Here is a 13,336-nt window from a genome sequence, read left to right as displayed (position 1 = left end):
TTAAATTCTTAAAAATCTTTAATTTCTGCAAACGCTTGTTTTAGTAAGGTTGGATCTTTTATTCCTGGTGATGATTCGACTCCAGAATTTAAGTCCAGTCCAAGGCAACCAAGAGCAGCGGCTTGCTTAATGTTTTGTGGAGAAAGGCCGCCTGCTAGCATGATGTTACTGGTTGTGTTAAGCAGTGACCAGTCAAAACGTTGTCCTGTACCACCAGATTGGTCGCCTACTTTACTATCAAGTAAGTGGCGCGATACATCGTTTTGAATGAGTTGTGGTATAGAATCGGTTACACCATACGCTTTCCAAATAACGCAGTCATTGGATAATTTTTCCTTTAACTCAGTTATATAGCGTTGATCTTCATTGCCATGTAACTGAACCGCATGCAATTTTAAATTATTTGCTATGTCGGCAACGTGTTCTAGTGCCTGATTTTGAAATACACCAACATAGTTTAGCGGTGCGCCTGTCATGATTTGTTGGGCTGTTTGACTATCGACTTTACGCTTGGATTTTTCTGCAAATATTAATCCGCCATACACTGCGCCAGATTGATAAGCAAGGTCAGCATCATCAGCGCGAGTTAATCCGCAAACTTTGTTATCGCCAATCACGACTTTTCGTACCGCGAGCTCTAAGTTTTCTTCTGCCATAAGAGAGCTGCCAATTAAAAAACCAGAAGCATATGGCCTTAGATCTCTCACTTGCTGGTTAGTGTAGATGCCAGACTCGGAAATGATAGTGGTTCCTTTAGGGAGCAAAGGTGCCAGTTGTTTTGTCCTAGATAAATCGGTTGATAAGTCACGAAGGTTGCGATTATTAATGCCGACAACTTTGGCTTTCAAAGCGATAGCACGAGCAACTTCTTGTTCGTTACTGGTTTCGGTGAGGATACCAAGTCCAAGCGAGTGCGCGACGTCAGCCAGTTGGATATATTCTTCATCAGTTAATACGGACAGCATTAATAAGATGGCATCGGCTTTATAGTAACGAGCAAGGTAGACTTGGTAAGTGTCTACCATAAAATCTTTGCACAATACAGGTTGACTGACCTGATCTCTTACTTGAGGCAGAAAATCGAAATTACCCTGAAAATACTTTTCGTCAGTCAGCACAGAGATAGCACTGGCGTGATTACCATATACAGAAGCGATATAGTCTAGATCGAAATCGTCTCTAATCAATCCTTTTGAAGGTGACGCTTTTTTACATTCGAGGATAAACGCACTTTTTGGATTCGATAGTGCATCATAAAAGCTACGATCAGTTGGTTCTAGTTGATCTTTAAAGCTCTCTAATGGTTGAGATTGCTTTCTCTTTTCTAGCCAAATACGTTTATCTTTCACTATTTTTGCTAACACTTCCGCCATGTCGCGGTTTTGCTTAGTGATGTGTTCTGACATGATTAGCCTCTTTGCGCCAGTTGAGTAACAAGTTGATACGCTTTTCCTGAATTCATCACTTCGATGGCCTGTTTGGTATTGGCTTTTAAGTCTTCTTGGCCAAACAAGCGGAGTAATAAAGCGACATTGACAGCAACAGCTGAGATTTGGGCTTCCGTTCCTTTACCGGTCAAAATATCGGTAATAATGGCACGATTTTCGGTAGGCTCTCCACCTTTAATCGCTTCTAATGGGTGTGAGTTTACGCCAAAATCTGCAGGAGAAAGAGTGTATTCGCTAATAGTGCCCTGTTTGATTTCCGCCACCATGGTTTCCCCATGTATCGCGACTTCATCTAGTCCACTTCCATGAACGACTGCGGCACGTTCTAAGCCCATTTTTGCGAGCGTTTCTGCGATTGGTCTGACTAATGATGCATCATACACACCCATCAATTGAATATTGGGTCTCGCAGGGTTAATCAACGGCCCTAAAATATTAAAAATCGTGCGAGTTTTCATTGCTTGTCTTACCGGCATCGCATGGCGAACACCACCGTGATACTGTGGTGCAAATAGAAATGCTACACCTAAATCGTCGATTGCTTTGGCGGTATCTGCTGCACTCATGGCTAAATTAATACCGAACGAGTCGAGCAAATCGGATGAGCCGGATTTACTAGACACACCACGGTTGCCGTGTTTAGCGACTTTAACACCACAACCGGCTGCTACGAATGCGGCCGTGGTTGAAATATTGATGGTGTTAGAGCCATCTCCACCAGTTCCTACAATGTCGGCAAAATCGTAATCTAAACGAGGAAAAGGGTTGGCGTTAGCAAGTAACGCTGTTGCTGCTCCCGCTATTTCATCGGGTGTTTCGCCTTTAATTTTTAGAGCAGTGAGTACTGCAGCTAACAATATTGGATCCATGTCGCCTTTAATAATGGTATCGAATAGTTGTTGGCTCTCCGGTTGTGTTAGCGAAACTTGATCATAGAGTTTATTTATAATGTCTTGTACGGTTTGATTGTTTTGCATAGTTTTCTGTCCAAATTCTGTATTTAAATCCATTTAAGCTAACGGCCTATCGACTGAGACGGTGTGCTTTTTTATTATGATGTTAGTTTAGTAATGAGTTTAGCTTTGCTTGTCACTCAATGCCCATTCAATTGTATTGGCTAGCAGAGTGGCACCATTAGTCGTCATAATCGATTCAGGATGGAATTGATAACCACAAACTTTGTCTTGCTCGTTGACTACCGACATGACTAATCCATCAACCTCTGCGGTAATTGTTAAACTTTCCGGTACTGCGGTTGCAACGAGCGAATGATAACGCGCAATGGCTAGAGGTGATGGCAATCCTTGATAAACGGTATGGTTTTGATGTTCCATCATGGAAACCTTGCCATGAATGATTTCACCGGCACCTTCCACCGTGCCACCATAGGCTTCTACAATGGCTTGATGACCTAAACAAATACCAATAATTGGCACTTCACCTTTTACTCGCTGTAATAATTCAGGCATACAGCCCGCTTCAGAAGGCGTTCCCGGTCCTGGAGACAAAATGATTACAGGATTGTCTAATTGGTTAATCGCCACTTCAATTTTTGTTGCCGCTATATTGTTGCGGTAGATGGTGACAGCGTGCCCTAACGAACGAAACTGATCGACTAAGTTGTAAGTAAAGGAATCAAAATTATCGATAAATACTAAATTTGCCATGGGCCTTACTCCTGATGCGCATGTTGAATGGCGGAAATCACGGCTTGAGCTTTGCCACGCGTTTCATCTGTTTCTGCTTGCGGATCGGAATCGTAAACCACACCTGCTCCAGCTTGTACTTGAGCGATGCCATTTTCTACATAAGCAGAACGAATTACGATACAAGTATCTAAATCACCTTCGCCGGTTAAATAGCCGACCGCACCGCCATAACTGCCTCGTCGAGTTTTTTCAACATCGCGTATTAGTTGCATGGCTCGGATCTTAGGCGCACCAGTCAATGTGCCCATATTCATGCTAGCCTGATAAGCGTGCAGTGCGTCTAAATCGGTTCTAAGTTGGCCGACGACGCGGGAGACGAGGTGCATTACATGGCTATATCTGTCAACTTTGAGCAAATCTGCTACGTGGCGTGTGCCTGCAGTACTGATTCTGGCCACATCGTTTCGTGCTAGATCAACCAGCATCATATGTTCGGCGTTTTCCTTCATATCACTGCGTAGTTCTAATTCAATACGACCATCTAAATCGAGATTAATCGAACCGTCTCGGTTTTTACCGCGTTGACGAGTACCTGCAATTGGATAAATCTCAACTTGATTGGTTGTCGTGCTGTATTTGAGCGCACTTTCTGGCGAGGCACCGAATAGAGTAAACAACTCATCATGCATATAAAACATATACGGGCTTGGGTTACTTTTTTTCAAGCCTTTATAGGCGTTGAGTGGTGAAGGACAAGGCAAAGAGAATCGGCGCGATGGAACCACTTGAAAAACGTCACCTTTAACGACAAATTGTTTTAAGTCGCGAACAATTTGGCAAAAATCTTGGTCCGTAACACTTGGTGTCGCTTGGCAGTTTTTTAATTTTACGGTATCGCGTAGTGGTGCTGGGTCGGTACTGTGACTGACTATTTCTTGCAAACGCTGAGTAACCTGCTGAGTGGTTTGCTGTGTGGCATCAAATACGGAGCCTTGAACCGAGCATGTTTTCTGTTGATGATCGATAATCATCAGTGTTTCAGCTAGGTAAAATACGTAATCTGGGCAGTTTGTTGTGGTGTCTGCTTTACCTAATGGTTCAAAGTTTGCCACTAAATCGTAGGAAAATAATCCCCCGATAAAAAGTGCAAATTTATTTTTATTTTCAATATCAAAGCTGTGACGAATTATTCTCAACGCATCAAAAGAAGACGCTTCTCTTAGTCTGCTATCTTCATCGATTTCAGTATCGGGCTGAGGAAAAATTAAAACCAGATTGCCGTTTTGATACTCATTGATGATGTTGTGGGACAATTGTGATTGAATACGCTTAATTGCATGGTGACCATTTTCTGTTAATGGCTGCATTTCTACGGTATGCCCGTTACATACGATTCTAACTGCTGCGTCAATTAACAGCATACTTTTTAAATCTTCTTTAGAATCAACATCCGCTGATTCAAGCAGTAAGCTATTAGTTTTATCTGCACACAAAACCTGAAAAATGCGAGTCGGATCTTCACTGTAAGGGACAGTCTGCGAGATAACTTCTAATTGGCCTTTCTTTTTAATTTCAATCGCCTTATTCATTAAGACATCCTCTAAATAATACAGCATACTTTAAACCACAGCGTCGATGTTTATACTCTCATAAAGGTTTACTAACCCCAATCTTTAATGAAATCAGATTGCTTTGATCACACTTGATTGCTGAAAAATTGTTCAAACCAAACGCTAATTACTTCTTATTGGTAAAAATATCAACTGGTGTAACAATATTAAAAACATAAAAAAACCCGCTGAAATAAGCGGGTTTTGAATTCGATTCTGTCCATTAAACAGTTTCGTTAACCCACCTAGTTTCAGAATCAATACGCCACCAACACAGAGCTAGTTTGCTTTTATCGCTAGGTTTTTTGATAGATTCTTGTAACATAGGTGACTTACTCCTGTTTGAAATTATGTACTAGTAAGCTAGTACTGAGAGAAAAAGTCAAGTAATAAATGAAAATAGATCTTCACTGCCACACTACAGCGTCAGATGGACGTTTGTCTGCGAAGCAATTAGTAGATAGGGCGATTGATTTTAATATCAATGTGTTAGCTATAACTGACCACGACACAATGGCTGGATATTTAACGGCTAATGAGTATATTCAAACCAATGAACTTGATATAAAATTAATTAGTGGCATTGAACTGTCAACGGTATGGCAAAATAAAGATATTCATATTGTTGGATTAAACGTAGATGTTAATAATGCTGAGTTGCTTACACTTATCGAAGAACAAAAGCAGCGCCGAATTGCTCGCTCAGAACTCATAGCTCAACGGTTAGCGAAAGTGACTAAAGCGTCGATTCTTGCAGAAGTACAAGTGATAGCTGATGGAGCACCGATAACTCGATCTCATTTTGCCAAGTGGCTTGTCGATAACGGTTACGCTAAAACGATGCAACAGGTGTTTAAAAAATATTTAACTAGAGATAAACCAGGTTATGTTCCGCCGAATTGGTGTTCTATTGCTCAAGCAGTACGCGCAATACATGCGGCGGGTGGTAAAGCTGTTTTGGCGCATCCTGGCCGTTATCAATTGACAGCTAAGTGGATAAAACGACTTATTTCGGCCTTCAGTGACGCTGGGGGGATAGGCATTGAAGTTGCACTTCCTCAGCAAAGTCAACAAGAAAGACGAAACTTGGCAGATTATGCTATACAATACAATCTATTAGCCTCTCAAGGCTCGGACTTTCATTATCCATCACCATGGACAGAGCTAGGACGCAACTTATGGTTGCCTGCTGGTGTAGAACCTATTTGGCAAGACTGGGGGTTAGCTCCCACTTTAAGTACCGATAGTATTCGGTAGTGAGGAATTATTATGAGTCAATTTTTTTATGTGCATCCGGAAAACCCACAAGCGAGACTGATTAATCAGGCGGTTGCTATTATTCGTAATGGTGGTGTCGTTGTTTATCCAACAGATTCAGGCTACGCACTAGGTTGTCAATTAGAGAATAAAAAGGCATTGGATACTATTTGTCGTATACGTAAATTGGACGATAAGCACAATTTTACTCTGCTTTGTAGAGACCTTTCTGAATTGTCTATTTACGCACGAGTAGATAACACCGCATTTCGTTTACTGAAAAACAATACCCCGGGAGCGTACACCTTTATTTTTAAAGGAACTAAAGAAGTTCCTCGTCGGTTGATGAATGCAAAAAGAAAAACCATTGGTATTCGAGTACCAGATAATAAGATCGCACTTGATTTACTTGAAGCGTTAGGTGAGCCGCTAATGTCTACCAGTTTGATTTTGCCTAAAAGCGATGTTGCAGAGTCTGATCCGGATGAAATTCGCGATAAATTAGAAAATATGGTGGATCTTATCTTAAATGGCGGCTATTTGGGTGAACAACCAACAACAGTTATAGATTTTAGTGACGATACACCAACCGTAATTAGGTTAGGAGCAGGTGACCCTAGCCCTTTTGAATAACATAAGTACTATTAATGAGTTCAATCAAATTCTAATGTGTGCCAAACATTAAACGCCTTCATTGTGAGGCGTTTTTTTATTGTTTGCAGTTTTAGGTCATCTGATTAATAAAATAAAGCAATTTATCTTTTAAACTTTACTTATGTGCTGCCGATATACTATGTATTAAGCATTGGTATTTTTTTCTGGGTAGTTAATCAACTAATAAGAAAAAATTACTAGATAAAGGTAGTGTCTATGAATCGACAGGATAATAGAATGAATTTTTTCTCCAAGTTATCAATTAAAAATAAACTAATAATCGCAATGCTTTTAGCAGTGGTTGTTTCAACTAGTGTTGTTGCGTTTGTTGGTCAAGTGAAGACCAAAGAACTACTCGTGACTCGCTTAGAACAATCAGATTTGCCTAACTTAGTTTTGCGAGTAAGAAACGCGGTAGATAGCGAAATTTTACGTATGGAAGTGGTAACAAGGTCTATTGCTAACAACGTAATGATATTAGATTGGTTTGAACAGGGGCAAAGTGAGTCTGGTGAACAAAATCTAATTGAGTATTTAGGAAATCTAGCCAATGATAATGGCTTTACTAATGCTTCTTTTGTACATAGAGAAACGGCTAAATATTGGAACCAAGATGGTTTTCTAAGAACATTATTACCAGATAGAGATTCTTGGTTTTTTCAGTTTAAAGACAGTGGAAAAGCTGAGTCTGCGAGTGTGTATTATGGTAGTGAAGGCGATGTTGATATTTTTGTAAACTATCAACAATTAAATGGTCAAGGTGCTGCTGGTGTCTCTAAATCTTTTAAAGAAATGGTGACGTATTTAAATAGTTTTCAAATTGAGCAGACAGGTTTTGTTTACTTAGTCGATAGCTCAGGTAGAGTGAAAGTACATAACGATCAAAGCCTGAATGAGAAGGCGATGATCAAGGATTTATACCCTGAGATCGATTCCGTAAGCTTAATCAATAAGAAAGACTTTGCTTTCCAGTCAACTACCGATTTACTCATCGCGTCAAGCTATATTCCTACTCTAGGTTGGTACGTTATTGCTGAAGTACCAACAAAAGAGTTATACGCAGGTTTGAACAGCTCACGAGATTACATGATCATGACTTTTGGCGTTATTTCATTAGTCTTTATAGCGATTAGTATAATGTTAGCTAATAGTTTGGTTAAACCACTTGATAAAATGGCGGTGGCATTCGAAGAACTTGGTGAAGGTGAGGGCGACCTTACTACTAAAATCGATGAAAATGGTTCGGAAGAAATAGCACGTTTAGCTAAAGGCTTTAATATTTTTGTATTGAAAATAAGAAACGTTGTGAGAGATGTTTCGACTACTGCTATAGAAGTAAAAGGTGCGTCTGAAGAGGTACATCGCGATTCAGAGGGGTCAAGGGTCTCCTCTGACAATCAACGTGATGAGGCTCATCAAGTGTCTGTAGCAATAAATGAAATGGGCAGCACAATTGCAGAAATTGCCAGTAATGCTGGTGTTGCTGCACATTCTACTAATGAAGCAACAGAGATGACGTTAAATGCGCAAGGAGTTGTTACTGAATCTAATTCAACTATTACCCAAATGGCTGAAAATATGGAAGATGTTTCGTCTAATATTGAATCTCTGGCGCAAAAAACAGAGTCTATTACTAGTGTGTTGGACGTTATAAGAGGCATTTCTGAACAGACCAATTTGCTGGCATTGAATGCTGCCATTGAAGCTGCACGTGCAGGGGAACAAGGTCGAGGCTTTGCGGTAGTAGCAGACGAAGTGAGAAATTTGGCACAAAGAACCAGTGAATCTACTGACGAGATTCATAAAATGATCACAGAACTTCAGGATGGAGCTAAAGCTGCAGTTCTATCGGTTCATGAAGGTAAACAGCATGCTGAATTAGGTGTTTCAGCTGCGATTAAAACAAGTGATGCATTACAAGAGATAGTGGGGAATATTCAACATATTTCTGATTTGAATACGCAAATAGCTACCGCTACTGAAGAACAATCAGCGGTAATTAATGAAATAAATGTTCATGTAGTGAATATAAGCGACAGTAGTGATCGAAGTGCACTTTCTGCAGCAAGCATGGAGCGATCAAGTGAGTCTTTAAAATCAATGGCATTAACATTGGATGACTTAGTGAAAAAATTTAAAGTATAAATTAGAGTGTAATTGCGCGAGCGGTATCGGTAGATATCGCTCGCATTCGAGAAACAGCGTAATACTTGTTCTGTATAAAGGACACACATCAAACAGTACCTTGACACTTTAAACAGGACACACACTTTAAAAAGGACACACACCAAATAGTATGAGAAAGCGACTGAGTTTCTGTCACACTTGTTCAATTTATACACGCTCAATTTCCTTTAAATACTCAGCTTGTTATTGTGGTACAAAACACATAAGGATCACCATGACGACGGCACGAAAACAACTCATTTCTTTGGAAGCAACAGCCTATTATCACTGTGTCTCTAGATGTGTCAGGCACAGTTTTTTATGCGGTTTTGATCGCACCTCCAATATAAACTATGAACATCGACGAGAGTGGGTTGAGCATAAAATACAAGCGCTGACTTATACTTATTGCATCGATATTTGTGCCTATGCCGTGATGCATAATCACTATCATTTAGTGGTACATATTAATCGCGATAAAGCTAACGCACTGTCTCAGTTAGGCGTAGTTCAACGGTGGCAGTTTCAACATAAACTGCCCGATTTAATTCAACGTTGGCTGAACCATCAGCTAACCAGCCAAGCAGAACAGAAAAAGTGCCACGAAATCATTGAGATATGGCGTACACGATTATGGTCGTTAAGTTGGTTTATGAAGGAGCTCAACTACGACATTGCCTGTAAGGTGAATCAAGAAGACCAATGCACTGGGCACTTTTGGGAAAGTCGATTCAAAAGTCAGGCTTTGTTGGATGAAAATGCCCTCGCGGCCGCAATGACGTATGTTGACTTAAATCCGATTCGTTCCGGTGTAGCAAAAACAGTTGAAACATCGGAATACACTTCCATAAAATTGAGGTTAAAGTCACTCAACAGTGATGAGTTTACGCCACCGTGCTTGCATCCATTCATTGGTCAATCAGACAACAAAATGCAAAGTGGTCTGCCTTTCAAATTACTCGATTATCTAGAATTAGTTGACTGGACAGCAAGGCAATTCCGAGAGAACAGAGCATCGATGGATGAAACCTTACCCCCGATCCTACAACGATTGAATATCAACCAACAAAACTGGTTACATGTCTGCTCTCGATTGGAACAAAAACGAGCAACAGCCATAGGCTCTGCGAATAGCCTGATCCTAGCAAGAACGGCATTTGATCGAACTAAAATTCACTTATATAAACTCGAATAAAATCTTAGTGAAAATAGTATCTTCCCTCCCTACGCCAGTATAAGACTGGTTAGCTTTGTTTCCCTATCCTTGTTGAATTAGCTCTAATTTTTCGTATCTGCATCAATTTATTAATTTCCATTATGAAATGAGACAGAAAAAGTAGTGTGCGAGACTGTAGTTATCCTCGGTTTACTGGTGCTATTTGTTTAGTGACTGTCCAATATTCGTTATTCGTATATACGAGGTGGTTGTTTCAGTGTATGTCCTAATGGTTCTAATGGTTGGAGCTAGTTGTTAGTGGTGTGTGTCCTAGTGGAGAAGACGTTTAAATAAAGAGCTATCAACTTTAACAATAATTAATGTATAATCTCCGACCGTAAAAAATATTGCACCTGCTCTTATGAATAGAGTCGTCGCAAATTTTACTTTATACAATTATTGACGTCTGTGAAGACGACAACGACGGATATTTTAATGAGCGAAAAATTACAAAAAGTCCTTGCTAGGGCTGGTCATGGTTCAAGGCGAGAGCTAGAAACATTAATAAAATCAGGTCGCGTAAGCGTCAACGGACAAGTGGCAAAACTGGGCGAACGCCTGGAAGATGAAAGTGCAACTATCCGTATAGATGGGCATGTCGTTTCTATCAAAGAAGAAGATGATACGGTATGTCGGGTGTTAGCGTACTACAAACCTGAAGGTGAATTGTGTACCCGTTCTGATCCAGAGGGGCGCAGGACGGTGTTTGACCGATTACCCAAAATTCGGGGCGCACGTTGGATCTCTGTTGGCCGTTTAGATGCTAATACATCGGGTCTTTTGTTGTTTACTACTGATGGTGAACTGGCTAATCGCCTTATGCACCCAAGCCGTCAAGTTGAGCGTGAATATCTTGTTCGTGTTTTTGGTGAAATTAACGAACAAAAAGTACGTAATGTAGTAAAAGGCGTCAAACTTGAAGATGGCATGGCTAGATTCGAAGACGTAGTATATTCTGGTGGTGAAGGTATGAATCATACTTTCTATGTGGTTATAAATGAAGGTCGTAATCGTGAAGTGCGACGTTTATGGGAATCACAAGATACCACAGTCAGTCGTTTAAAGCGTGTTCGTTACGGTGATATTTTCTTAGAGAAAACATTACCGCGTGGTGGCTGGATGGAGTTGGAGCTAAAAGAAGTTAACTATCTGCGTGAACTTGTTGATCTTAAACCAGAAAAAAACACCATGATTGATCCGGATAAAGATTCACGTAAAAGAGAACGTTCACGCCATCAAAAAATTCGTCGAGCAGTAAAACGTCACGAAGAGAGAGTGAGCACTCCTAAAGGTCGCGGAAACCGTAATCGAAAAGTAAGAAAATAGAGTCTAATAAAGAACGGTTTTGAGAGCCGTTCTTTTTATTTCATCGATGGTAATTAGAAACTAGTCTCTTTTCCAAAATATATGACAAAACTTGTGCTCTGCTGAGCGACTAACGAGCATCCTGGCAAAAACATCGTCTAATATATCTGATTCTTCATTAACTAAACCAATTTTTACTTCAGCATAAACTTGTTTGTCTACTTCGAAGCCGACTTCTGCAGACCAATCATCTCCAGTCTCAACTAACTCAGCTGCTCCTCTGTCTTCAAATTGAGCAGTAAATAGCAGTACGTCAGCTGGCTCTAGATTATCTGGCGCCATTTCTAAAAAAATGTCATAAGCCGTATCAATTACGTCATCGTATGACATTAGCTCATTGTTTTCAGTGTTGTCTGTCATTTTTAATCCTTAATCGGCACGACTCATATATTTAGTTTCAGACGTGTTGATTTTTACTTTGTCGCCAGTACTAATGTATTCCGGTACTTGAATGGTTAAGCCTGTAGCAAATTTTGCCGGCTTAGAGCGTGCAGACGCTGACGCCCCTTTAATGGATGGGTCGGTTTCTTCTATCACCATTTCAACCGCAGCAGGCAGTTCGATACCGGCCGGTTTTTCGTCAATCAATACAACTTGAATGCCTTGGGTTTGTTCATTGATGAACAGCAATTCATCCTTAATATCATCGTGATTGAAGGTGTATTGTGAATAATCTTCATTATCCATAAAGATATATTCATCACCATCAACATAAGAAAACATCACATTACGTTTCGTCATTTCTACGGTATCTAGCAGTTCATCACTCTTGAAAGCTTCTTCTACTTTTCCGCCCGTAGCGAGATCTTTAAAACGAAACTTATAGATTTTAGCGCCACCGCGTCCACCTGGAGTTGTAATGTCAAAATCTTTAACCAATAAGATTTTTCCGTTGAGGCTTACGGCAAAGCCTTTTTTGATATCACTTGCCTTTGGCATTGTGTTTTACCTTTACATGAATAAGTTAACCCATAAATTGGGGTATTAAGGATAGAATACAACCTCTAGATTGAAATCCAATTATAACAAGGCATAATTGAAGTTAATATTAGATTTGGTTCTAATTTTGCTAACTTTCATGCTTAATTATCTATGCTAGGCTTATTACATACACACATAAGTATCATTGACATGAAAGCGTTTTATTTGTCTTAAATAGTGAGTATTACTTTGTCATTGCCGGTTATAGACCCTTCTGTTCCTTTTCAAGATGATTATCAACGGGTCATTAAAGAGTTGGTACAAGCACTAGAGAGTGGGTTAGGTAATAATCTACATAGCATTTATTTATACGGAAGTGTTGCTAGAAAAAGTGCAATAAAGCATCGTTCCAATATGGATTTAGTTGTCGCAATTCGGCATACGCCAGATGCTCGTTTTCAAACTTTACTAAGTACGATTAAATGGCGTTTTAGAAAGGCATTTCCATTTGTAACTGAACTCAATTTTCAATTTCCGCTTGTGAATGAAATTTTGCAGATCGACAATATTATTACTTGGGGTTTTATGCTCAAGCATTGTTGTGTTTGTGTGTCGGGTGATGATTTGTCAACACGGTATGGTGAGTTTGAACCAAGTTGGGAAATTGCTAAATTTTGGAATATGGATGTAGAGCAATGGATCGTTAATTACCGAAAAAAAATAGCCGCGGCGACCCGCAAAGATGAACAAGTGCAATATCAAATTGTGATTGCCAAAAAGCTAATGAGAGCCAGTTATAGCCTAATTATGCATAAAGATAAACATTGGTTTGATGATCCGATTCGATGTGCTGAAGTATTTTTATTTTATCATCCTGATAAGCAAAAAGAGATTGAAAGACTCACCATACTGCTTTCAGGACGCTATATTCCCAAACGTTCAGTCGTCGCTTTATTAGATGAATATGGTTCATGGCTTATTAGTGCTTATAAGAAAACTGAGTTTAGGATCGGCTAAACAGTACAGTCACACCTTAACCTGATAATTCAT

12 protein-coding genes and 1 other annotated feature are annotated in these 13,336 nt (G+C 39.9%); of the genes, 6 read left to right on the top strand and 6 right to left on the bottom strand.

Annotated elements, in window-relative coordinates:
* Positions 1–8 precede the first annotated feature (8 nt).
* The 4 genes from trpCF to R3X26_RS00855 all read right to left on the bottom strand — a co-directional run bounded on the left by trpCF (position 9) and on the right by R3X26_RS00855 (position 4,686).
* Positions 9–1,406, bottom strand: coding sequence for a bifunctional indole-3-glycerol-phosphate synthase TrpC/phosphoribosylanthranilate isomerase TrpF (gene trpCF, locus R3X26_RS00870; protein ID WP_317715230.1), 1,398 nt, complete (start codon positions 1,404–1,406; stop codon positions 9–11).
* A gap of 2 nt (positions 1,407–1,408) precedes the next feature.
* Positions 1,409–2,425, bottom strand: coding sequence for an anthranilate phosphoribosyltransferase (gene trpD, locus R3X26_RS00865; RefSeq protein WP_317715229.1), 1,017 nt, complete (start codon positions 2,423–2,425; stop codon positions 1,409–1,411).
* A 99-nt stretch (positions 2,426–2,524) separates the two neighbouring features.
* Complete coding sequence (locus tag R3X26_RS00860; protein WP_317715228.1) at positions 2,525–3,115, bottom strand: aminodeoxychorismate/anthranilate synthase component II; 591 nt, start codon at positions 3,113–3,115, stop codon at positions 2,525–2,527.
* A gap of 5 nt (positions 3,116–3,120) precedes the next feature.
* The gene (locus tag R3X26_RS00855; protein ID WP_317715227.1) at positions 3,121–4,686 is read right to left on the bottom strand and encodes an anthranilate synthase component 1; all 1,566 of its coding nucleotides are present in this window, start codon (positions 4,684–4,686) and stop codon (positions 3,121–3,123) included.
* A 196-nt stretch (positions 4,687–4,882) separates the two neighbouring features.
* Positions 4,883–4,984, bottom strand: a sequence feature (Trp leader region).
* A 116-nt stretch (positions 4,985–5,100) separates the two neighbouring features.
* Between R3X26_RS00855 and rnm the strand changes: the two genes are divergently transcribed.
* The 5 genes from rnm to rluB all read left to right on the top strand — a co-directional run bounded on the left by rnm (position 5,101) and on the right by rluB (position 11,326).
* Positions 5,101–5,964 (top strand): RNase RNM, encoded by an 864-nt coding sequence (gene rnm, locus R3X26_RS00850; RefSeq protein WP_317715226.1) that lies wholly within the window; start codon positions 5,101–5,103, stop codon positions 5,962–5,964.
* A 12-nt stretch (positions 5,965–5,976) separates the two neighbouring features.
* A complete protein-coding gene (locus R3X26_RS00845) occupies positions 5,977–6,597 on the top strand; it encodes an L-threonylcarbamoyladenylate synthase (protein ID WP_317715225.1) in 621 nt (206 codons plus the stop codon).
* A gap of 237 nt (positions 6,598–6,834) precedes the next feature.
* Positions 6,835–8,763 (top strand): methyl-accepting chemotaxis protein, encoded by a 1,929-nt coding sequence (locus tag R3X26_RS00840; protein ID WP_317715224.1) that lies wholly within the window; start codon positions 6,835–6,837, stop codon positions 8,761–8,763.
* 256 nt (positions 8,764–9,019) lie between these two features.
* Complete coding sequence (locus R3X26_RS00835; protein ID WP_317715223.1) at positions 9,020–9,979, top strand: transposase; 960 nt, start codon at positions 9,020–9,022, stop codon at positions 9,977–9,979.
* A 456-nt stretch (positions 9,980–10,435) separates the two neighbouring features.
* Positions 10,436–11,326: a 23S rRNA pseudouridine(2605) synthase RluB gene (gene rluB, locus R3X26_RS00830; protein ID WP_317715222.1), complete on the top strand. Its 891-nt coding sequence runs from the start codon at positions 10,436–10,438 to the stop codon at positions 11,324–11,326.
* Between the two features lie 60 nt (positions 11,327–11,386).
* On the opposite strand, the gene R3X26_RS00825 is transcribed toward rluB, so the two are convergent.
* A complete protein-coding gene (locus R3X26_RS00825; RefSeq protein WP_317715221.1) occupies positions 11,387–11,725 on the bottom strand; it encodes an HI1450 family dsDNA-mimic protein in 339 nt (112 codons plus the stop codon).
* Between the two features lie 9 nt (positions 11,726–11,734).
* Positions 11,735–12,304: an elongation factor P-like protein YeiP gene (yeiP, locus tag R3X26_RS00820; RefSeq protein ID WP_317715220.1), complete on the bottom strand. Its 570-nt coding sequence runs from the start codon at positions 12,302–12,304 to the stop codon at positions 11,735–11,737.
* Between the two features lie 231 nt (positions 12,305–12,535).
* Here yeiP and R3X26_RS00815 point away from each other — a divergent pair, with 231 nt between their 5' ends.
* Complete coding sequence (locus R3X26_RS00815) at positions 12,536–13,303, top strand: nucleotidyltransferase domain-containing protein (protein WP_317715219.1); 768 nt, start codon at positions 12,536–12,538, stop codon at positions 13,301–13,303.
* Positions 13,304–13,336 lie beyond the last annotated feature (33 nt).

The sequence above is a fragment of the Vibrio sp. TH_r3 genome (genome assembly GCF_033101115.1).
GTDB lineage: Bacteria > Pseudomonadota > Gammaproteobacteria > Enterobacterales > Vibrionaceae > Vibrio.
The sequence above is the reverse complement of the archived record's forward strand: the minus strand, read 5'-3'. Positions and strand labels throughout refer to the sequence as shown.